This window comes from Ruegeria sp. A5 (genome assembly GCF_056543005.1).
The window spans coordinates 1-21,936 of the sequence record NZ_JBQGAV010000017.1; the positions used below are offsets into that span (position 1 = coordinate 1).

The window sequence follows — 21,936 nt, forward strand, 5'->3', positions numbered from 1 at the left end:
CCGGCTCTGCCAGCGCAACAACTGAATCCGGCAGATTGCCTGGTTCAAGTGCTTTACTCTTGCCCCCTGTGAACTGGGCTGAGCAACCGGCCGTAATCGAGACTAACGTGATGGTAATTGCGATCCGTTTCTGCATTGATCTGTTCCAAATTTTTTGCGTCATCTGCAATTAGATTGCATCCACACGGCCGGCCCGCAAGACGAAATGAACTAACAATATCGCAGGCAAAGAACCCGGATGAAAAAAATATAAAAAGGTATTGAAGCTCTAGTTACTGTAGGAACTATTTACAAAGGACCATAGAGATTCTTGAGGTCCAATCATGTCATCCGATACCCATAGCCACGACCAGGGCCACGAAAACAAACATGGTCACCACGCATGCGGTAGCGGCGGGTGTGGCGACATCGCCCCCGCCGGTCCAATTCCTGAAGGTGGTAGAAGCTTTCAGGTCTCTGGCCTTGATTGCGCCGAAGAGGTGGCGATCCTGAACCGTGTCGTCGGCCCGAAAGCAGGTGGCGAAGAGCATCTTGCATTTGATGTGATCAACGGTCGGATGACGCTTCTTGATAGTGCTTCCAAGTTATCTGACGAAGATGTCATGCTGCTGGTTGCGAGTACTGGTATGACCGCCAAACCATGGGATGACGGAAATGCCGCCAAGGACCAGGCGGCGCATATTGCACGTCAGCGGCGGTTCACCACTCTTAGCGGAGGGTTTTGGGCAGCAGGTTTTGGCTGGCACATTTTCGAAACCGGCATGGGCGGTGCGCTCGGGCTGTTCTCGGGACATGGTGAGGTTCCGATGCCTTTAGCCGAGGCAGCTTTGTTCGCAGTCGCGATCTTGTTTGGCGTCTGGCTGGTGGCCCCTAAGGCCTGGTCTTCGGCGCGTCGACTTTCGCCGGATATGAACCTTCTGATGGTTGTTGCCGTCGCTGGTGCCATCGCTCTGGGTGAGTTTTTTGAAGCGGCAACTGTAGCATTTTTCTTCTCGCTCTCTCTTTATCTGGAAAGCTGGAGTGTCGGACGTGCTCGGAACGCGGTATCCGCACTGCTTGATCTGGCCCCCCCGACGGTTCGGCTGGTTCGTGCTGACGGTTCTGAGGCAACGGTCCCGGCGGCGGATGTCTTTGTCGGTGACAGCTTCATCGTTCGGGGTGGGGATCGCATTCCACTTGACGGGGAAGTCATCGAAGGGGCTGGTGCCGTTGACCAGGCTCCAATCACGGGTGAAAGCGCGCTGATTCCCAAAGAGCTGGGTGATGAGGTCTATGCCGGCACAATCAATGGTGAGGGCACCCTCAAAATATGTGCGACGAAAACAGCGTCAGACACCGTGCTTGCCAAGATCATCCGGATGGTCGGTGATGCTCATGCTCGCCGCGCGCCGGTTGAGCAGTGGGTTACAAAATTTGCGCGGATCTATACGCCCATCGTTATGGTCGTCGCAGTGGCCATCGCCCTGATCCCACCGCTTACATTTGGCGCATCGTGGGGCTTCTGGTTTTACAATGCACTTGTTCTGCTGGTTATCGCCTGCCCCTGTGCGCTCGTCATTTCCACACCGGTTTCAATCGTTGCGGCTTTGACCGCTTCGGCCCGGGCTGGGGTTCTGATTAAGGGCGGCGCATATATCGAGGCCCCCGGGCGTACCACCGCACTGGCCATGGACAAGACCGGCACGATCACCATGGGTGAGCCTGAAGTGGCCAATGTCTATCCGCTGGGCGGCGCATCCGAGCAAGAGCTGTTGGCGAACGCTGCAAGCCTTGAGGTTCGGTCTTCACACCCGCTGGCCCGCGCCATTTTGACCCGGGCAGAACAGACCGACATTTCGATATCCGCGGCTGAAGACATCCGAACCGTTCCCGGTCGTGGTCTGGAAGGCCGTACCGAGCGTGGAGATATCTGGCTTGGCTCCGACCGCTTCGCTGTAGTGAAAGGCTTTGGCGCGTCCATCCCTGCCGAGTTGCGCAACCAAATCGAAAGCGCGGGAAGCACACTTGTTGTTGTCGGGGATGAGAACGGGTTAACCGGTTTGCTTGAGCTGCGGGACCGCATTCGACCCGAAGCCCGAAGCATCGTTGCCCGGCTTCATGCGCAGGGCGTGAAGTCAATCATCATGCTGACTGGTGACAACGAACAAACAGCGAGAGCGGTAGCAGCCGAAGTCGGTATCGACGAAGTCCGGGCCCAACTTCTGCCGGAGGACAAAGTCGCTGCGATTGAGGAACTGGCAGAACAGCACGAGATGGTTGCGATGATCGGCGATGGCGTCAACGACGCACCTGCGATGGCTCGGGCACATTATGCAGTTGCGATGGGTGCAGTTGGATCTGATGCTGCTATTGAGACTGCAGACATTGCTCTGATGACTGATGACATCGGCAAAGTACCCTGGCTGATCGATCATTCACGTCGAACCATGTCGATCATCCGTCAGAACATCGGCTTCTCACTTGCGACCAAGGCGCTGTTTGTCATTCTGACGGGTTTTGGGCTGGCATCAATGTGGGGCGCCATCGCTGCGGATGTCGGAGTGTCATTGCTGGTCGTAGCCAACGCCTTGCGGCTTCTGAAAGTTCCTGAAGATCACACCACCCAGACTGCGGCAAATACCCTTGGCACGCAGGGAATAGACGCTGCGACCACATAAGAGTGGAAGCCGGACTTCAAGGTGTCCGGCTTTCACCTCGCTTACCGGCGCGTTACATCAAGCGCACAACTGCGATCGACAGAAAGAACGCAATCAGGCCACAAACGATGGCGTATCCTGCAGCATACGAAGAATATCAAGGCTGTTGTCATTCCGGCGCTTTGCCAGGACCCCACCCCAAACGGCGCCAACCAAGGCACCCGCGATTGCCATCATCTTACATCCTCTGATTTTGTTCATTTGCGGTGCAGTTCACTTCAGGCGTTCAAACCGTCAAACTGATAGCCGCGCGTCTGAAGGCGTTCTGAAAGAACTCTCACGAGTTAGCTTCGCGTTTCTTGGCAGTGAGATCGCCCAGCTGCTTCTCAAGCTGTGCCCGTGCACTACTTAATCGCTTTTGCGCTGCTTCGTTTTCTACCTTGTCATTCGCAGCGGCAGCAAGTCGATCGTCAGAAAGCGGGTCTGTCGGGCGCCCGTCGACCAATACTTCATAATGAAGATTTGGGCCGGTCGCGGTGCCGGTCGACCCGACACGACCAACCACCTGGCCCGCCTCCACGCGCTGACCTTTGGTCAGACCATCGGCGGTTGCGCTAAGATGCGTGTATCGCGTGACCGTGTCCGATCCATGAGCGATTTCGACCACACGCCCATACCCCCCGCGCCAACCAATATAAGACACGCGGCCCGGGGCCGTCGCATGCACCGGAGTACCACGTGCGGCAGCAAAATCGACACCTGTATGCATCCGAACATTTCCGTAGACCGGGTGCTTCCGCCGACCAAAGACAGAACTCAGGCGCGCGCCCTCGACTGGCTGCGAGAAGACGCGAAGAAGCTCACCATCTACATAGATTGTGGCGCGGCCATTTTCGGCATCTGGCCATGCTATTTCATAAAGTTGGTCATCAACCTCCAGCGCCGCAAAAATGAGTTCTGGCTGGCCTGTTCTCTCGCCATCGATGCTCTTTTCGCGCCAGAGAAGACGGAGAGCTTCACCACCTGTCAGATCCCTCCGAAAATCCACTGTCCCGCTCAGCATCTGCGCCAGATCCACCGCAAAACGAACCGGGATCTTTGCGCTACTCAGCGCATTTGAAATCGAAGTTTCGATCTCTGTTTTGCGGGCAAGAATGACGGTGTCGGGTTCTGGCGAGACCACGCGCGCGGACAACGTTTCGCTGAGTTGCACCTCGATTCTTACACCATCTTCCACCGCAAGCTCCACGCTCTGCGGTTGATCCGCTGCGGTTGTAACGACTGTTATCGAGTGACCCGGGCGCAAACGCTGCAAATCATATTCAGCGCCAAGCGCAAGTGCGATTTCGGCCCGATCGGTTGCGTTGATCCCGGCTTTAGACAGCAAACTGTCGAGCGTGTCGCCCAACGCAAGTTCGCGCGTCCATGTCCGTGAAGGCGGTTCAACAGGTGGCAAAGGTTCCTCTGCCTGAATGGGTTCCGGTTGAGCAGGTCGAAACGAAACGGGGCTTGGAGCGAGTTCTGCTGATGGTACGTTCAGCAACGGAGCCGATGTGATCTGCGGTTCCGCAGGAAGCTTGGGCACCGGAAAGACCGTGGGCGCAGGCGCCGTCACTTCAGACCTGTTCGAGGCAATGAACACGATCGAAGCAATTGAGACGCTGCTGATCGCGATTGCCGAGGTTGCTAGAAACCGTGCGTTCATGATGTTTTATCCGCTCCACTTTTCAAAGCACGACGGATCTTGGGCACAGCGAATTCTCTCTGCTCATGATAGTCGATGGTGCTGACAAATTCGCCTGTGGGGCTAAACAGAAATACACTTGCAGTGTGGTTCATTGTGTAGTCGCCATCTTCCATTGGAACTTTTTCATAAGTGGCGCGAAAATCGTCTGCGGCCTGAGCGATTTGGTCCGAAACGCCGACCCACCCACGGACAGCCGGATGAAAGTAGCTGACATAGTCGGCCATAGATTCGACTGTGTCTCTTTCAGGGTCTACGGTTATGAACACGACGTTCAATTCATCCGCGTCATTGCCCAGATCATCCAGCCAGAGGGAAATATCCGAAAGAGTCGTCGGGCAAACATCCGTACAGTAGGTAAAGCCGAAGAACACCATTGTTGCACGTCCGACGAGCGATTGCGGGGTGACGGTGGTCCCTTCGTGATCAACCATGCGAAAGTTCATGTCTGACAACGCAAGGGGACGAAGGCGATCAGATTGAGCCGCTCCCGGCCCATCCACTTGCCACCATCCGGCAAAGAGTGTCAGGCCGATTACACCAAGTCCAGCAGCCCCGAATGTGAGAATGCGTCGCCGCTGCATCAGTTCCCAGGGCCTCGCGCAGCAATACCAAATATCGGCACGTTGACGGTCTTTTCTGTGTCATCGGCAAAGATCAGAGTCAGCGTAAAGCTCTCGCCTTCGGTCATAGGGCGTTGCAGCCGCATGAGCATTGCGTGGAGCCCGCCCGGCTCAAGCGCTACGGAACCACCCGGCGCAATTTCCAGCTCGCCAGCTGGTGCCATGGAACTGACGCCCTCTGCATTGGTCGATGTCTGATGGATCTCGGGCATCATCGCAAGATCGGTGCGGATAGACGTCAGCGTGACGGCCTCATTGCCGGTGTTGCTGATCGTCATGTAAGCGACGCCAGGTCGGTTGGTGCCAATTGAAGCGCGCGACCAGGCATCTTCAACGACAACATCGTCGCCCCCTGCCAGAACCGGTGCCGAGAGAATGGCAGTGGTGCCGAATGCGGCAAGCACACCTGCCAGAAGTGTATTTTTTGCAGTGAGTCTCATAGTACCTCTCGCTACTGCTCAGCTTTGCAGTGCTGCAACTTCTGCAGCGACCAGGCGTCTCAATTCAGCCTCACCAAACGGATCCAGAGATTTGCCATTGACGAAGAATGTCGGAGTTTGCCTTATACCGACCGCTTCGACATCAGCGCGATCCTGATTGAGAACACCGACTGTCTGGGGCGCAAGCATTTGTGCCTGCGCTGCCTCGGCATCCAGTCCCGCCGCTGCTGCAATTCGAATAATAAGACCAGGCTCAGGCGCACCATGCGCGGCCCATTTGGGCTGCTCTCGCAACACGGCTTCCAGTACCGGTTCAAAGACCCCCTGCATGCGTGCTGCTTCAAGCACGCGGATCGCCTCCTCTGAGCCCTCGCCATGGAAAGGGGTGTACCGGATCACAACGCGCACGGCGTCTCCATGCTGTGCCATGATGTCCTTCACGACCGGATGAAAGGCGCGGCAGGCTTCACAAGCCGGATCGAAAAATTCGACGATTGTAACCGGTGCGTCCTTTGGGCCGAGAACAGGCGAGTAGGAACGGATAAGTGTTTCAGCGATTTCGGGTGCGACAGGCTCGGTGTTGCCTGAAGCAGCCGGACGGTTCACGTACCAGGAAGCGGCTCCGAATCCGGCACCACCGAATGCGAGAACGGACAAAATCAGGCCACGTCTGTTCATACTTGTTTCTCCTTGAGTGAAAGGGCGCACAGAACGCCGATTAGCGCGAATGAAACGAGCGCCATCAGCGGAATCGGGATGCCCAAAACAGTTTGATTTGCATCCGTGCAGGACGGACCGCTGGCCGAGCATGGTTGGATTTTTTCGGGGATTAGACCAGCATACAGGCCCATGTGCCACAAGGCGACAGCAGCGCCCCCCAATGCCAGTGCTATTCCGTAGCGGCCCACGTTCTGGTCCTGCCACCACAGGCCAAGCCCCAGTACGATCGCCAATGGGAACATGAACGCACGCTGGAACCAGCAAAGCACACAGGGCTTCTGCCCCAAGATCTCTCCAATGAACAGAACAGAAAGAGACGCAACCAGGGCAATCGTCCAGGCCAGGGCAAGAAGTGTATCTTTGGAAAACCGGGACATGGTGCTCAGAGTCTTTGTTTCAGATCCGCAAGAGTTTCTTCGGCTGGCGTGCCATATGACCAGGACTGAACGAATCCAGCGTCCTTGTTGAACAGAAACAGATGAGAGGTATGCCCCATCGTATACCCGTCCGGTGCAGTAGCTTGTTCGATCCGTTCGTAGAAAATCGGAAAGGTCTTGGACGTCTCCGCAATCTGTTCCGGCGTGCCTGTAAGCCCAATGATCCCCGCATCGAAAAGTGGCACATACTCGGCCAGCACGGCCGGAGTATCGCGCTCGGGGTCGATGGATATGAAGATAGGTTGCACTTGGGTTGATTGATTTCCCAGACCTTCCTGCACTGCTGCCACCTCGGACAGTGTTGTAGGGCAAACGTCGGGGCAGTTGGTGAAACCGAAAAACACCAACATCCACTTGCCTGCAAAGTCGTTCTGGGTGCGGACAACACCAGAGTGATCTGTCAGTTCGAACCTGGCTTCGAACGGAACAGACCCCTCCTCAATCCGCGCAGGTCTATATTCTGACCACAGCATCAGATAGGCAAATGCCGCCGTTGCGACACCAGCCAGTACCCATAAGATTTTTTGAAATACGGTCAGTTTCAAAGTTAGCCGTCCGCCTGTGATTCTTGGTTCAGAACGGCATGTACACCCTCTACCTGCTAGAGGTTCAAAGGGGATTTTGAGCCTGCGGCTGGGTGTCACAGGTCCACCGGCTGGAAGGTTCTATTGTGCGGCGTCAACCCGAGCCTACATAAGCTGTAGCTTTTTAAGGAGACCCAGATGCTGACGATCGGAACGCTTGGAAAAAAGACCGGAACCAAGGTTCAGACGATCCGCTATTACGAGCAGATCGGACTTATGCCGGAACCGGGGCGCACCGAGGGTGGCCAGCGGCGTTATGGCCATACCGAACTGGATCGCCTGGCTTTTATCCGTCACGCCCGCCAATTGGGGTTTTCGCTTGAGGCGATACGCGAACTGCTTGATTTGTCCGACGATCCGGATCGCCCATGTCATGAAGCCGACAGTATTGCGCGCCGGCAACTCAAACAGATTGAGCAAAGAATGGCGCGGCTAGAAGCGTTGCGGACCGAGCTGGAGCGCATGGTGCATGAATGCAGTGGCGGCAACACTTCGGATTGTCGTGTACTCGAAGTTCTACGCGATCACTCCGAATGTCTTACTGATCACGAAGACATCGGCGCGTAACCCTGGGCAGCGTTGTTGCGAACTGGAAATAGCCTCTTGAAACTACAGTCACTGTAGCAATTACAAGTCTTTCTGAGTTGATTCGACGAGAGACCAAATGCTGAACCGAAACCCGTTGCTAACCGCCACATCTCTGCTTGATTTTGAAACACCCGCAATTTTGGGGCTCATAAAGGAACGGCGCTGGCCCGATCTGCCTGTTTCGGATCGAATTGGCGCTATTTATGATTTCGTGCGTAACGAGATTGCCTTTGGTTACAACCGTGCTGACGATATCCCGGCTTCAGAGGTGCTCGCTAACGGCTTTGGGCAATGCAATACCAAGGGCACTCTTTTGATGGCACTGTTTCGCGGCAGCGGTATTCGATGCCGTTTGCATGGCTTTATGATCCACAAAGAGTTGCAGAGGGGTGTGGTTCCCGAATTGATTTATCCGCTGGCGCCAGAAGAAATCTTGCATTCGTGGGTCGAAGTCGAAGTAGACGGTCGTTGGGTCAACCTCGAAGGATTTATTCTGGATCAGCCATACCTGGAGGCCTTGCAGCATAACTTTGCAGAAACAGAAAGCCTGTGCGGTTATGGGGCGGGTACCCGTTGTTTGAGCACCCCTCAGGTCGAATGGGAAGGTCGTGACACGTACATTCAGAAAACCGGAATCGTGAAGGATTTTGGCGTTTTTGATAGTCCGGATGCGTTCTATGCTGATCATGCGCAAAGTTTCGGCAGCATTCGGGGTTGGCTTTATCGCTTCATATTCCGTCACTGGATGAACGCGCGCGTTCGATCCCTGCGCAATGGGAAGCTGAAGGCTCGAATGGCGGCCACGCATACACACGGAAATGTATAGCGGGGCCTCAACTTAAGCGCTTTTGCAAGGCCGTATTCAGTGCCTCTGACAATAAAACCAAAACGATGATTGCCAACGTCACGGTCGCAGCCTTTTCATACTGAAACGACCGCACGTAGGTTTGTACATACAACCCGATGCCACCGGCACCGACAATGCCCAGTATCAGGCTTTCGCGCAGATTTAGCTCAAACCGAAATACGGTATCGCGCACGATCACAGGCGCCATCTGCGGCCAGATTGCCCAACGCAACTGTTGAATTCTGTTGGCCCCTGCGCTTTCAAGCGCCGCCACAGGAGCGGTGGCAACATTGTCGATGGCTTCTGCATAGAACTTTGCCAACATGCCGGTCGCGTGAAATGTGATTGCCAGTATACCGGGAAGCGGGCCCAACCCAACAGCGCCCACCATTAGCATAGCGACCAGGATCAGTGGGATCGACCGGATAACCGCAAGCAAGGCACGGACGGGACGCCAGATCGCTGCTGGCACCATAGTTTCAGAGGCCAAAACGGCCAGTCCCGCCGACAGGATCACAGCGAACAATGTTCCCAGAATGGCGATCCTCAGTGTCTCGGCCAGCCCCGTCAGAACCTCGCGCCAAACGGACAGGTCAGGTGGGATCATGCGCCCCAGAAACTCTGCCAGACGGGGGCCCGCGCCTGGCAGCTTGCCCAATCCCATATCCCCGCTGGTCAGCGACCACAGGATCGCCAGTGCCAGCATGACCCAAATGACAGATCGACCCATCAACTGACTACACGCAGTCCCGATGTGACACTGGCACCGTGATACAGTTCATCGATGTCCCCGCTGGTCAATTGGGTAGACAGTTTGTCGAACAATACGACGCCGTCTCGCAGGCCTATTATGCGCTCGGCAAAGCGGCGCGACAGGTCTGGCTGATGCGAACTGAAAATGACGCCGATTCCGCGGCTACGTGCAGAGCTGGTGATCAGGCTCAGAATTCGTTCGGCGTGAGCAGGATCCAAATTGCTGACGGGCTCATCCGCAAGAATCAACTCGGGTTCTTGTGCCAGACATCTGGCAATCGCAACGCGCTGCCGTTGTCCACCCGACAACTGATCGGCTCGGCGGCTTGCCAGATCGGACAGCCCCGTATCCTGAAGCGCCCGTGTCACGCACATATGGTCCTCTTCCCGGAACCGACCCCAGAGTGAGGACCAGATATTCATCCGGCCCATCCGACCGTTCATCACATTCTGATAAACACTCTGCCGATCAACCAATGCGAATTCCTGGAAGACAAAGCCAGTATTGGCACGGTCCTCGCGGGATGGAATTCCTGTTGCCAAAAGTGGCTTGCCCAGCACCTGTGCCTCGCCCTGCCAACCGCTCGAACGACCGTCCAACAACGCCAGCATCGTTGATTTGCCCGCACCCGAAGGACCGAGTAGCGCGACGCTTTCACCGGGCTGCACCGACAGCGAAACATCTGAAAGAGCTGCCGCACTGGCAAAGTGCTGCGATACCGCGTTGAGTGAAACTACAGGGTTCATTTCAGAAACCCATACCGCCGCGCAGTCTCGCGCACGCCTTCGTAAACCGATGGATCTGCAGGGAGATAGCCGTCCGGGCCGTAAAGGTAAGCCAGCAGGTGACGGTTCTCACTCTCGTTGAGGCGCAGCATGGTTTCAATGAACTTTGCCTGCAGCCCGGCGTCCAGATCAGGGCGGGCAATGATTGCGTGGCTGGGAATTTGTTCTGATTCCGCGAGCACCTTGATCTCGGCCTGCTGATCCGGAGTCAGGTAGAGATCTGCATACTGGCTCGCGCCCGCAGCATCGACCAGTCCGTTGGCCATGGCCTGCATCGCTTGCTGATAACCACCGGCAAAAAATTTCTGCCCGAAAAAACTGTCAGCATCGCCCGTGCCCGAGAACAGCGCGGCGCGCACAAACAGATCAAGCGGATAGATGTAACCGGATTCCGAGACCGGATCAGAAAAGGCAATGTCACGTCCCCGGAGATCGGCCAACGTTTCGATACCGCTGTCACGTCGCACGAAGACACGGCCCGAATAGCTGGGTTGCCCGCGATAAACCTCGGATAAGAGCGGTACGGCGCCGATCTGGTCTTCGGCCAACACAAAGGGCAACGCTCCCATGAACGAGATATCGGCATCACCGTTGCGCAGCGCCTCAACGGCAGCAGCGTGGTCGAACGTGACAAACCCAGTGACCGGGACGCCCATCTGCTCTGAAAGCCAGCCGGTGATGACGTTGATGTCACCCAATAGCTTTTCGGGGTTCTCCTGCGGGATGAAGGCCAGCTTCAGCCCCTGGTCAGTTGCAGCCATTACGGGCAGGGCTGCAGATGCGGCTGCAGCACCCAGAAAATTGCGGCGCGACAACATCAGAACATCCTCTCGTCAATTTCGGCCTGCATGGCCTTGAACAGTTCCCACTGGCGGGTGGCTTCGGTCCAGTTTCCTTCGGCGCTGGCATCGCCAACCGCTCGCAGGATCGCGGCGAATTCGTAGATTTCGGACTTGGCGTTCTGATTGACCATGACACTGGCATCCGCCGCCAGATCAGGAGCTACCGTGTCGATCAGAACCGCTATGTTTTCGGCATCCTGCATCGGCAGCAGGGTATCGAGCGTGCTGGCGAATGTTGTCAGTTCCTCCCAGGACAAGCGGAATACGCTGTTGCGACCCTCGAATACTTGATAGGGTTCTTCACCGTCTCCAACAGCTTCGACGTAGGCCGTCAGATCTGCGCGCTGTGCTTCGTCCAAACCCAAATTTTTGGTATCATTGAACCAGTCAACAACGCTGGCCAGCGTCGGCAGCGATCCGTCATGCATGTAAGGTGCAGTGAAATTGACGTTGCGCAGCGTCGGGGTTTCGAACGCAGAAGCCGTGCCGCCGGGGAATGGTGGTTCAGCGCTGCCGATGTCGTAGGTCAGACCATCGCGGAACTGACGGTCAGGCGTGTGACACGAAGCGCAGGACTTGTCACCAAGTCCTGCAAATTTGGTGTTGAATAGCACCTCCCCGCGCTTGGCGTCATCTGACGCCAGATCCGTCAGCTTACCGGACCGATCGATCTTTGGGTTGGGAAGAAAGTCGAACTGTTTGACATAGGCTTCCAGCGCGTCCAGTTGGAACGGCGTTGGTTCCTTTCCCGCGAATTCGGTCACAATCACATTTCGGATGAACCGGCGCAGGCTGGGTTCGCGCCCGTCGCGGCCATAAGGTGCGGTAAAGCGGATGCCGCGCATGGAAGGCGTATCCAAGTGATCATCGGTCCGATCATTGAACATTGGATTGAAGAACGAACCGTCCACATCCATCCCACCCGGATGGGATGACAGGCCGGGAATGAAGAAATCCCGGTTCACGTCGGAGCGGTTGTGGCAGGTCGAGCAGGCGATGCCTAACTCGCGCGCCGGGCCGCCGAAGATTTCAGGGCTGTCGAACAGCATATCGCCATAGGCCACCAGCGGTAGATTGGCTTCATCCTCACCCGCCTCTTCAAACTGAAGAACCAGCCGCGGCAGCTGCGCCTGATCTCCGATGTTCGACCCTGGCGGCAGCGTGGCGGGCATTGTGATTTGTTCGCCGGAAAGCACAACTGTTTCAGGCAGCGGTGTTAACTTGTCGCGTTGGGCATACTCGGATGGCAGATAGTTGGCACGAATATAGGCAGCGACAATGGCCTGAGCCTCCGCAAATTGGTCGGCATCCACCGTTTGTGCACCATTGCCCAGTACTCCTGCGCTGCCAAGGGTGGAGTTCAGAACCAGCCATGCCCGGCCCAGATCGCGAGCCGCCGACGCATCCGCAGCCTTGATACCATCTTCGAATGCGCGGAACAGAGCTGCCGCTTGTGCAACCTCGCGTGCCGCTTCAGGCTGACCCAACGCGGTCTTTGCGACATCCAGATGGCGCAGGATTCCCTCAGCAATGGCAATTGTGCTTGCTTCGAACAGCGCCTGGAGATCTTCGGCTTGCATAGCTTGGTTGATCGCAAGCGCCTCTTTGTCGGAAACGCGTGACAATGGAGCGACCTGAATGTCACTGCCAGGTGCGGGCGAGGTCCAACTCCTCTCAATTTCATCCCAGGGAACCGGGGTTAGATTTCCCATGAACAAGGTCAGTCGATACGCGGCAGCGCGCGGAGCCCAAGGAGATTCTTCAATCGCCGTGGCATCGGCGATCACTGGCAATGCGCAAAGAAGTGTGGACGCTATTAGATATTTCATAGCTCTGTCTATTAAAGTTAGCCTTGTCTAATTTATTGATGAAGGCATGCTCATTGTCAAGTTCGGCTTTCAGGTGCATACACTAGTGACTGGATTACCGACCTAATCGTGAGCCGATGACTGAAACGACACCGCAAGATTCAGATCGTACTATTGACACTCAGGCGAGTGGATTTGAGGCTGTGCGACAGGCCCACCAAAGCGAAATGGTTGAAGACTACGTTGAACTTATTGCGGAGTTGATCCATCAGAATGGCTCCGCGCGCCCGGTCGAAATAGCCGAGCGGCTGGGCGTAACCCAACCTACGGTTTCGAAGAATTTGGCCCGTTTGAAACGAGAAGGTTTCATAGAACAAATTCCCTACCGCTCACTTCAACTGACCGATGCCGGGCGTCAATTGGCGGAAGCTTGTAGAAGGCGTCACCGAATTGTCGTGGATTTCCTGATCGCCTTGGGTGTTTCAAAGGAAGTCGCAGAGCATGATGCTGAAGGTATTGAGCATCATGTAAGCGAAGAAACTCTTGCAGTTTTTAAAGGGTTTGTGAGGCGCGCTGATGAAACAAAATAGAAACTGGAATCTTCAATTGTTTAGGTAAAAATTAATAGAGCAAACTGTTGATTTCCGCCAAGACGTAACCCGGTAAGCTCCGTGATTTTCACTGAAAATTGACCCACGTGAACACAATACCCCAACGGTTTGGTTTGGGGCGATTTGGAGTGATCACATGAGGTTTTTGAGTGTCATGAAACGTTGGGCATTGAGTGGCAAAATGCCAATTCGCGAGATTTTACGACGCACAAGCTTTCTCGCAACGCCAGCACTTCAGTTCGGTTGATCGCAGCCATTGATCTTGCGTGCAGAGAACGCCCGCAATGAGCCCATTCTACTAAATGCTGCACGGTGCACGAAGGTCCGGTTGTGGGTTGAGCATTACCAGCCGCGCGGGATCGGTTGGATCAAATCTCCCACTTCAAGCCTATTTCTTGTTCAGTGACCTCCCAAAGCCTTGCCATGACGGTTTTGTCATACGCGTGTGGGTTCAATGTACCCTTGCCAACCGGGCCAACGGCTTCAAGACGGCCCGTTGGTCCGTAGAGCGCGCGTTGTTCGGTCAAAGTCTTTTCGGCGGCGCACATGACTTCGGGATAGGACCCTTGCTCGGCGGTCTGAACCATCGGTGTTTTGGTCATGAGCCACCAGATGAACCGCATCGTCCGACTGCCACTTGTGCTGATCAGTGACGTTGCCGAAGAGCCGGGATGGCAAACATAGACTTCGACCTCGGTGCGCCCTGCGGCGGCAAGCCTGTCCTGTAATTCATAAGCGAACATCATTTGCGCCAGCTTGCTTTGCGAGTAGGCGGTATTCGGCCCGTAACCCTCTTCCCAGTTCATGTCGTCGAACTTGATCGTCTTCAGGCCCATGTTGTAGCCAAGACTGGCGACAACAACGATCCGACCTTTCGAGGCTTCGATCCGCTCAAACAGTAGACCACAGAGTAGGAAGTGACCGTAATGGTTGGTGCCGAGCTGGCTTTCGAACCCATCGACGGTCAGCTTGCGGGTCGGCACCTGCGCGATGGCAGCATTGCAGACGAGCGCATCAATCCGGGGAACAGAATTCAAAACTTCTTCCGCAGCTTCGCGTACGCTTGCCAGCGAGGCCAGATCCATGCGAATAAAGCTCACTTCCGCCTCGCTGCCGAACTCAGCTTTCAGGTCCGCAACAGCTGCCTGAGACTTCTCAACCGAGCGGTTCAACATCACGACCTTGGCGTTCTTTTTTAGGAGCGTCCGCGCGGCCTGGAACCCGGCACCGGCGTTGGCACCCGTAATGAGGTAGGTCTTGCCGGAGAGTTCGCCGAGGCGCTCAGGCATCCAGCCTTTGGGTCCAAATGTGGTATCTGGCATCTTTTGTCTCCTATCCGCGTTGGCGCATGGGCCAAGCGAACTTTTTAAGCATGGAAATGCAGGTAGCTCTCATCAGAACGCAGAAACAGGCGAGATTATCGCAAATACTTACCCGATTATATCAAGATAGTTGTCAGCATCGATCTGGAGCCTTTACATCGCTCTTATGAGCAAGGATCAGATTAAACAAATCATCGCTAACCGAACCGAAACAGACGGGCTGACCGAGACAGGCATCAAGGGCGTGCGGCTATTTCGCGCCACGCAATCAATCCCCTGTGTTCCAGCCGTTTACGAGCCCTGCATCGTGGCCATTGTGAGTGGTGTGAAGGAAGCCGTTCTGGATGGCCGAAGATACGAATATGACAACAGTCAATACCTCTGCTGCCCAATGTCGATGCCGGTCAAGGCGGGGACGCCTTTGGCCTCGCATGACAACCCTCTCTACGGGGTTATGATCTCTCTTGAGCAACGCGCCATGGCCGAGTTGGCAATGGAGATGGAAAATGCCGGGGGCGTTCTGCCTTCGGTCAAAGGAGATCTGCGGGAGCCAGGAATTAGGTTTGCACGATGGGACGGTGGATTCACTGAAGCTCTGCTGCGGCTACTGCAGCTCGGAAACAGCGAGACGGATACAGCAGTTCTTGGCGAGGCGCGATTACGTGAGGTGCTCTATGCGATCCTGAGGGGAGAAGCTGGCACCTTCGCACGGCAAGCATTTGGTGCTGGCAACGCCATTGCACGTTCAATTGCGCATGTGTCGTCACATCTGGATGCGCCGATCTCGATAGAGGATATGGCAAACCGAGCGGGCATGAGCCGGGCGGTTTTTCATCGCAAATTCAAGCAGGTCACGACGATGACTCCAATCCAGTTCGTCAAGACGATGCGCCTCAACAAAGCCGCCATGAAGATCGCGGGCGGGATGCCTGTGAACGAAGCCGCAATGGACGTTGGTTACGTCAGCCCGTCCCAGTTCAGTCGCGAGTTCAGGCGCATGTATGGGCAATCGCCGAGGCAATGGGGTGAGGCGCAGACACTACTGGTTAAAGTTGCTTGAGGCAGTCTTGCGTCCGCTCAGCAGACGTTCAACGAGTTTAGAGGAACGTCTGCCTTGAGCCCAAAGCGGACACATATTGAAATTCTTGGCCGTATCTACGGAAACCACAACCCATTGGTTGCATGATTATCAGCGCGATCGTCGCTTGGATGCTCCACTTGGCCTGAAAACTAGCCAACTAGAAATGCGGCGCGACGCCAAGGCAAAATTCTCAACATCAATCTGGATCAGTTTATGCAGTTCTGAATTCCATCAAGCAGGTAAGATATTGTGGTTAACCCTGAACAAGTTGGTGGGGTCATAACTACGCTTTATCTTAGACAGTTTCTCGCCATTCTCGCCATACGCTCCGGTCATGTGGTCTGCTTCGTCTTCCGGCATGAAATTGACATATGCACTACCGCTCGCATGCGGTTGCATCTGGTCGTATAGCTTGCGCGCCCATTCGATACATTGAGCATCCTTGCTGGGGTCCTCCCAACGCGTGTGAACATTCATGATGAAGTGAGCAGATCTTTGGGGGTAAGCGGTTGAACCGGCCTCGACGCGCGCCATTGCTCCGCCCACATGGGCAATAAAAACTTCACACGCCGGGTCAGGAAGGCTGGAAATCGCTTCCAAGAGTCCTGAGATTGCATCCGAAGAAAGCGCTTCGAAATCATGGCTCTTCCAGTAATTTCTGGCGCCTGGCGTCAACAAAGGATCAAATGCGGCCTGCCAGTCTACGAATTTGTGGGGAGATATCACATCGGCGATTGGGTCACCTAGCGCGCGTAATGCTGCCATAGCTTTTTCACCTTCCTCCATCGGCCCGCTATAGCAGGCTGCAAAGACCAGCACCTCTCGCCCATGCCACTCAGCTGGCAGAAACGGTAGAGGAGGCGCTTTCCGCATCACGCTCCAGACGGTCAGCTCATCCGGGGAATTGTCTGCAATCGTAGCAAATTCAGCGAGGAGCTCTGGCGCATTTTCTATCGGATGAACTATGAGGCCGGACAGGACATCGGGTCCTAGCTCATGCAGTTGGAATTCAAATGAGGTTACGACACCGAAGTTTCCACCCCCACCGCGGATAGCCCAGAAAAGTTCAGGGTGACTTGCAGGGGATGCAGTTACAATAGCTCCGTCCGCAGTCACGACTTCCGCTGAGAGCAGGTTGTCGATCGTCATGCCAAATTTCCGAGTGGTCCATCCAAAGCCGCCGCCAAGGGTGAGGCCCGCGATGCCCGTGGTTGAGTTGATGCCAACGGGAACGGCAAGCCCATGGGCCTGAGTTTCGCGATCCACATCTCCAAGCAGTGCTCCCGGCGCAACCCGAGCGGTCTTGTTGACAGGGTCGACGTGAACAGATCGCATCTGGGACAGATCGAGCATCACAGTTTCATCTGCGACAGCGTGCCCAGCAATCTGATGCCCACCTGACCGAACTGACATAACGAGGTCGGTCTCTCGCACGAAATTCACTGCCTTCTGCACATCGCTTGCCCCCAGAGCGCGGATCACGAAACCTGGGTAACGTTCGAACATGCTGTTCCACGTTGTTCTTGCGTCTTCGTATTCCGGGGTGCCTTTCTGGTAGACCCCGCCGCGAAGTGATGCATCAAGAGCGTCCAAGGTGTCTTGATGCACAATAGCTGTACTTCCGTCGAGTGTTTTCAGGTCAAACATGCGTAAGCCTCCCAATAGTCAGGTCAGGCTTCTTGCAGGGCTGCCTCAGCTAATTGTTAATTCCGTCGCGTTGTCTCGCGAAGTCGTTTCATTGAGTTGGGTAAAATTGGCTGCTGGTCAGGCGAATATTGCCGGATCAATCCGATCCACGGGTGTTATGACATCGGCAGGAATATTCAGGCGCTCAGCCGCCTTCCTGAGGCTCTCCTCATCAGGGGCTTCGTACAAGCAGTATGTTTTGCGCTTATCTGCACTGAGAAATGAAAATATCCATTCAACGCCGACTTCGTCATTGATTTCTTTGATGTGAATTTTGTCATCATCGCTGACGTTTAGTTGCTCGGCAAAGTTTCGTTCAATTATGTACCTAGGCATAAAGTCCCCCAAATAATTCAAGTGCCTTAACTCGCTACTCCTTCGAGCTTTGACTTTAGGGAAACCATACCCAAATCTTGCGAAATTGCCAACGCTTCCCCTTCCAGTTGAAACGCCTGTTCCACATCCTTCGGGCGTCCCCTTCGCCTCAATGCGGATGCATAAGCTGCCTTGCTGTGAGCGATCCAAGGTGGGCATTTCATGCGAGTGTCAATTTCTATAGCCTTCTGGAACATCATCTCAGCAGCATCCCAGTCTTTCAAAACCGTGCCCAAACTGCCGAGGCGTCGCGCCGCCGCACCTGCGCACACCGTCGTTGCCCCTGCAGTAATCGTCAGTTCTTCGTACGGAGCCAGTAAATCATAGAGCGTCTTGGCATGTTCCTGATGTTCAATGGCGACACATATGTCAGTCAGATAAGATAAGGTCGTTGAATACATAGCGTCGAGTGGAAGATTGAAGCCATTGTCGGCCATTTCATTCAGTATACGTTCAGCGGGTTCCTTGTATCCGAGCTCGGCCGCGATAAGGCCAAATCCTGGTCTCCACGAAATGTCTTCGGGACTGTCCGTCATCAATTTCTTGATCACAGGCGCGACCTCGTGCAGCCGGTTTTGCTCGCGGCGGATAGTGAACATCTGAACTCCGTATACGCCCTCAACATGCTCCCCATGGGTCTTTCGACCGATCTTCACGGCCTCGGTGGCGTGTTTTTCCGCTTGGCCAAAATCGCCGTCCATAATTGCAACCATGGCCTGTGCGTGTTTCTGAACCCAGTAGAGTTGCAAATGATTGTCCTTTTCCGAAATCTCGGTGAGCAAGCCCAGAGAATGGTCCATCAACTCACGGTCTGCCATCTCGGCACCTACAAACAAGCTGAGAGTCCGGTCTCGACCCTGATCGATACTGCCAAGATGTTCGGCCACACCATGCATAGCCTCCAGATTTTCGCGCCAATGGCGGGTTTCTCTTCCCTTACGCGCAACAAAGGGTGCCCCAAAATGCATCATCATTACTGAGAACTGGGATTTATAGTCGCCCAATTTTGCGGCCAGTTCCATGGATTGCTGGCCGAAGCGGGCACCTTCGGAAAACTGACCTACAAACATATGGGCGCGCGCAAGTTGGCTCATCAATCTGCACCGACGGACTTCATCATCATCGGGCAAACCTTTCAGCGCATTATCACAGAGTTCGATCGCCTCGCTGTGCCTTTCGCTGGACATCATGCAAGAGTCAGCGAAGTGATTGGCTGCGTCAGCCGCGAGCTCCACGTTGCGCACGGCCCGGGCCGCGTTGGAAGCGTCCTTCAGAACTGCTATCCCTTCTGGCAATTGGCCCAGACTGTCATGGCTGCGGCCGACTAGAATCTTGCCTTTGATCAATTCTGTATTGGTGTCTGAGCCAAGTTTTTCGGCAGCTCTTAAAGTTTCCTTGGCGTTCGTCATCGCTTCTTGGCTCGCGGATCGCACCAACGCCATTTCTGTCGCAATCTGCCATTTTTCAAACGCGGCACTCCAGTCCTCAGCCTCAGATAGGTGGCGCGCGATCAGTTCAGGGCGGCGCTCAATCTCAGATGACCTTATCCGCATCAAAGCACGCGCGACGTCTGCGTGCTGTTGCCTCCGGGTTGAACTCAACATGGACTGATAGGCGGTATCGCGAATAAGGGCATGGCGGAAAACGAAGTGCCCGCGATTGTGCCCGCTTTCAAAGATCAGGCCTGTTCGCGAAAGCTCTTCGAGGCTTTTTTTGATATCAGATTCTTCAAAGCCTTTCGCGGCACATAGTATGCTCGGCTCAAACTCCCGGCCAATAACCGATCCTGTAAGGGCAACCTGTTTTGCCTCTGGCGAAACTGCGTCGAGCCGCGCCATCAACGCGCCTTTCAATGACGATGGTATGTGGCCTTGCCCCTGCTCGCCGGATTCGACAATGGCTCGGGTCACTTCTTCCACGAATAGCGGAACACCATCGGTTTTTTCAATTATTGTAGAGATCAGAGCTTCGTCCGGTCTCTTGCCTGTAATATTTTCGACAAGGTTTGAGACATGCGCAGAATCGAAACGGCGCAAAACCAGAGACTGAACGTGTGTGTCCCCATCATCACGGGCCAATTCCCACCCGGGTCTGTGGGTTATCAAGATCATCAGAGGAAGATCGGTGCATATCGACTTAAAGCGCTCCAATAATGCTTGTGTGGAAGGATCGATCCAATGAGCATCTTCTACGCACAGCATAACCGGACGTACGCTTGACCGCACCTGTACCGTGTGGATCAATGTTTGGATTGTTATGTCGCGCTGCTCCTGCGGTGACATCTCGAGCACCTTTTGGGCAAGCGCACTACGCGGTGCGACCAACGCTGCAAAGACAGGCAGAACTTGTTCCCAGTCCAACCCTGGTCGTCCTTCAAGCATTTTTCTGACGTGCTCAAGGATCAGATTGTCATCAAAGTCCGGTTCAACACCCGCATCCTGGGATATTCGTTGGGCTACCGGGTGAAAGGGGCTGCTGCTGAGATAGGGGGAACAGTTCAGCCTTATGACATCGACTTCGTCGTTTTCGGTGATTTCAGCAAGGAATTCCTCTGTAAGCCGCGACTTTCCTATTCCGGCTTCACCGGAGAGCAGAACAACTTCTCCGTGGCCATTCTGAGCACGCTGCCATGATTGCAGCAAAATTCCCTTTTCGTAGTCCCGGCCAACCATGACGCTGTCGACATCGTCTCGATGTGAGGCCTGAAACCGGCTTTCCGCGCTGCGTTCTGACATCACTTTCTGAAGACTACGTGGTTCAGCAAACCCCTTAAGCTCTGCCTGCCCAAGAGATTTAAACTCAAATATCCGATGTAAAGCTGTCTCGGTTTCCTCAACTGACAAAACGACTGAGTTTGGCTCTGCATGTTCTTGAATCCGTGCTGCAAGATTGACGACCGGACCAGTCATGGCCCCCTCCTCATATGTATTTTCGCCAATGGTATCGCCGACCACAACATCACCACTCGCAACTCCCAGTCTGACTGACAAAGGCTCTCCGTCAGGCGTTTTGAGTTCTTTGACTCGGTGAACAGACTCAAGACTAGCTTTTACCGCCCGAATTGCGTGATCTTCGAAAGCCCGCGGCCATCCGAAAAACACGAGCAGACCATCGCCCAAATACTTTGCAACGTAGCCACCATATCGGCTCACGGCTCCTGCAACGGCATCTTGATAGTTTTGTAGCAAGTCCCGCATGTCTTCGGGATCAAAGCGATTGGTGAGTTCAGTCGAACCGACAAGATCGGCAAACAAAACAGTTACGTGACGCCTCTCTGCAGTAGGCGGTTCGACATGCTTCTGTTTGCGCGGATCATCACTTTGTGAATTGACGGAGGTGGGCGCTTGTTCACGAGCTGCTTGTGAAGGCGAGGCTGCCTGCTGTTGGCCGACTAGCTCGTGAATTGCAGCGAGGATGATTTTGCGGTGACCAAGGCTCACTCCGAGCTCTTTTAAGTCGTCGCCAGATAGTAGTGGCAGAACACGCGCATCAATATCGTTTTCCGCAAAAACATCTGCGTACTGACTCAGGTCGAGATCAATTAACCATTTGTCTATTTCAGCCGACATCTTTGGATCATGCTGAGATACGCGGCACTAATCAAGAAAACGCTTTCAAAATGAACTGACTATTCAATGAATGGAGTCTGCTTTCATTTATCTTCGGGTCACTCTACAATTCCGGCTCTTGCCACCGCGTTCTAGATTTACACGACTGGCTGATTGGCTGCACGCGTTTGATGTTTTGCCTTTGAAGGCGACTTTGTCCGCATTGTGCGAAATTGGCTGGCCTGAGATTTTGCGCTTGCAGCGAACGGCAGGTTCGACGGGCCGCGCCGCGGCATCAGATGGCCGGGCCAAATGGCAGCTAAGGGGCCGTTATCACACATCCCAACAAACTGACTTATAGGCAGCTTTGTCCGCATTGCGGTCATTAATGCCTGGCACAGTGAACGTCTGCTCTGCGGAGATAGTGTTGAAAAAGTCCGTTGATTGGTTTGCCTGTCGCTGATTCACTCGATTTTGAGAGTGGAGGTGCGGTGATGATGGGACC

At 54.7% G+C, this 21,936-nt stretch carries 20 protein-coding genes; 5 read left to right on the top strand and 15 right to left on the bottom strand.

Annotation, left to right across the window (positions count from 1 at the left end; translation table 11 throughout):
* Positions 1–323 precede the first annotated feature (323 nt).
* Positions 324–2,657 (top strand): heavy metal translocating P-type ATPase, encoded by a 2,334-nt coding sequence (locus ACR0AY_RS20900; RefSeq protein ID WP_170516115.1) that lies wholly within the window; start codon positions 324–326, stop codon positions 2,655–2,657.
* Positions 2,658–2,750: 93 nt separating this feature from the next.
* Here ACR0AY_RS20900 and ACR0AY_RS20905 read toward each other — a convergent pair whose 3' ends face one another.
* The 7 genes from ACR0AY_RS20905 to ACR0AY_RS20935 all read right to left on the bottom strand — a co-directional run bounded on the left by ACR0AY_RS20905 (position 2,751) and on the right by ACR0AY_RS20935 (position 7,145).
* Positions 2,751–2,897, bottom strand: a complete 147-nt coding sequence (locus ACR0AY_RS20905) for a hypothetical protein (protein ID WP_480454552.1) — start codon at positions 2,895–2,897, stop codon at positions 2,751–2,753.
* Between the two features lie 76 nt (positions 2,898–2,973).
* Positions 2,974–4,341, bottom strand: a complete 1,368-nt coding sequence (locus ACR0AY_RS20910; protein ID WP_170516113.1) for a M23 family metallopeptidase — start codon at positions 4,339–4,341, stop codon at positions 2,974–2,976.
* Positions 4,338–4,964: an SCO family protein gene (locus ACR0AY_RS20915; RefSeq protein ID WP_170516110.1), complete on the bottom strand. Its 627-nt coding sequence runs from the start codon at positions 4,962–4,964 to the stop codon at positions 4,338–4,340. The genes ACR0AY_RS20910 and ACR0AY_RS20915 overlap by 4 nt, the downstream gene beginning before the upstream one ends.
* Positions 4,964–5,443, bottom strand: coding sequence for a copper chaperone PCu(A)C (locus ACR0AY_RS20920; RefSeq protein WP_170516108.1), 480 nt, complete (start codon positions 5,441–5,443; stop codon positions 4,964–4,966). Before ACR0AY_RS20920 ends, ACR0AY_RS20915 begins: the two co-directional genes overlap by 1 nt.
* 18 nt (positions 5,444–5,461) lie before the next feature.
* Entirely contained in the window at positions 5,462–6,121 is a 660-nt protein-coding gene (locus tag ACR0AY_RS20925; RefSeq protein WP_170516106.1) for a thioredoxin domain-containing protein, read from the bottom strand.
* A complete protein-coding gene (locus ACR0AY_RS20930; RefSeq protein WP_170392751.1) occupies positions 6,118–6,540 on the bottom strand; it encodes a disulfide bond formation protein B in 423 nt (140 codons plus the stop codon). Before ACR0AY_RS20930 ends, ACR0AY_RS20925 begins: the two co-directional genes overlap by 4 nt.
* A 5-nt stretch (positions 6,541–6,545) precedes the next feature.
* Positions 6,546–7,145 carry an SCO family protein gene (locus ACR0AY_RS20935; protein WP_480454553.1) on the bottom strand — a complete coding sequence of 200 codons (600 nt, stop codon included), beginning with the start codon at positions 7,143–7,145 and terminating at the stop codon, positions 6,546–6,548.
* A gap of 177 nt (positions 7,146–7,322) precedes the next feature.
* On the opposite strand from ACR0AY_RS20935, the gene ACR0AY_RS20940 reads away from it, so the two are divergent.
* Together ACR0AY_RS20940 and ACR0AY_RS20945 are read left to right on the top strand one after the other, a co-directional pair.
* Positions 7,323–7,751, top strand: coding sequence for a MerR family transcriptional regulator (locus ACR0AY_RS20940; RefSeq protein ID WP_170392752.1), 429 nt, complete (start codon positions 7,323–7,325; stop codon positions 7,749–7,751).
* A gap of 97 nt (positions 7,752–7,848) precedes the next feature.
* On the top strand, positions 7,849–8,598 hold the full coding sequence (locus tag ACR0AY_RS20945) for a transglutaminase-like domain-containing protein (RefSeq protein WP_170516104.1): 750 nt from the start codon (positions 7,849–7,851) through the stop codon (positions 8,596–8,598).
* Positions 8,599–8,605: 7 nt separating this feature from the next.
* Here ACR0AY_RS20945 and phnE read toward each other — a convergent pair whose 3' ends face one another.
* Genes phnE through ACR0AY_RS20965 form a run of 4 tightly spaced genes read right to left on the bottom strand, consistent with a single transcriptional unit; the run spans position 8,606 to position 12,829 of the window.
* Complete coding sequence (gene phnE, locus ACR0AY_RS20950) at positions 8,606–9,349, bottom strand: phosphonate ABC transporter, permease protein PhnE (protein ID WP_170516102.1); 744 nt, start codon at positions 9,347–9,349, stop codon at positions 8,606–8,608.
* Positions 9,349–10,119: an ATP-binding cassette domain-containing protein gene (locus ACR0AY_RS20955; RefSeq protein ID WP_170516100.1), complete on the bottom strand. Its 771-nt coding sequence runs from the start codon at positions 10,117–10,119 to the stop codon at positions 9,349–9,351. Before ACR0AY_RS20955 ends, phnE begins: the two co-directional genes overlap by 1 nt.
* Positions 10,116–10,976 (bottom strand): phosphate/phosphite/phosphonate ABC transporter substrate-binding protein, encoded by an 861-nt coding sequence (locus ACR0AY_RS20960; protein WP_170516098.1) that lies wholly within the window; start codon positions 10,974–10,976, stop codon positions 10,116–10,118. The genes ACR0AY_RS20955 and ACR0AY_RS20960 overlap by 4 nt, the downstream gene beginning before the upstream one ends.
* Positions 10,976–12,829, bottom strand: a complete 1,854-nt coding sequence (locus tag ACR0AY_RS20965) for a cytochrome c peroxidase (RefSeq protein ID WP_170516096.1) — start codon at positions 12,827–12,829, stop codon at positions 10,976–10,978. The genes ACR0AY_RS20960 and ACR0AY_RS20965 overlap by 1 nt, the downstream gene beginning before the upstream one ends.
* A gap of 116 nt (positions 12,830–12,945) precedes the next feature.
* On the opposite strand from ACR0AY_RS20965, the gene mntR reads away from it, so the two are divergent.
* Positions 12,946–13,398 carry a manganese-binding transcriptional regulator MntR gene (gene mntR, locus ACR0AY_RS20970; RefSeq protein ID WP_170516094.1) on the top strand — a complete coding sequence of 151 codons (453 nt, stop codon included), beginning with the start codon at positions 12,946–12,948 and terminating at the stop codon, positions 13,396–13,398.
* Positions 13,399–13,787: 389 nt separating this feature from the next.
* On the opposite strand, the gene ACR0AY_RS20975 is transcribed toward mntR, so the two are convergent.
* A complete protein-coding gene (locus tag ACR0AY_RS20975; protein WP_170516092.1) occupies positions 13,788–14,741 on the bottom strand; it encodes an SDR family oxidoreductase in 954 nt (317 codons plus the stop codon).
* Positions 14,742–14,907: 166 nt separating this feature from the next.
* On the opposite strand from ACR0AY_RS20975, the gene ACR0AY_RS20980 reads away from it, so the two are divergent.
* Positions 14,908–15,801, top strand: coding sequence for an AraC family transcriptional regulator (locus ACR0AY_RS20980; RefSeq protein ID WP_170516090.1), 894 nt, complete (start codon positions 14,908–14,910; stop codon positions 15,799–15,801).
* A gap of 252 nt (positions 15,802–16,053) precedes the next feature.
* On the opposite strand, the gene ACR0AY_RS20985 is transcribed toward ACR0AY_RS20980, so the two are convergent.
* The 3 genes from ACR0AY_RS20985 to ACR0AY_RS20995 all read right to left on the bottom strand — a co-directional run bounded on the left by ACR0AY_RS20985 (position 16,054) and on the right by ACR0AY_RS20995 (position 21,452).
* Entirely contained in the window at positions 16,054–17,469 is a 1,416-nt protein-coding gene (locus ACR0AY_RS20985; protein ID WP_170516088.1) for an FAD-binding oxidoreductase, read from the bottom strand.
* 117 nt (positions 17,470–17,586) lie between these two features.
* Entirely contained in the window at positions 17,587–17,844 is a 258-nt protein-coding gene (locus ACR0AY_RS20990; RefSeq protein ID WP_058283661.1) for a DUF4242 domain-containing protein, read from the bottom strand.
* 26 nt (positions 17,845–17,870) lie between these two features.
* The gene (locus ACR0AY_RS20995) at positions 17,871–21,452 is read right to left on the bottom strand and encodes an adenylate/guanylate cyclase domain-containing protein (protein ID WP_170516086.1); all 3,582 of its coding nucleotides are present in this window, start codon (positions 21,450–21,452) and stop codon (positions 17,871–17,873) included.
* Positions 21,453–21,936 lie beyond the last annotated feature (484 nt).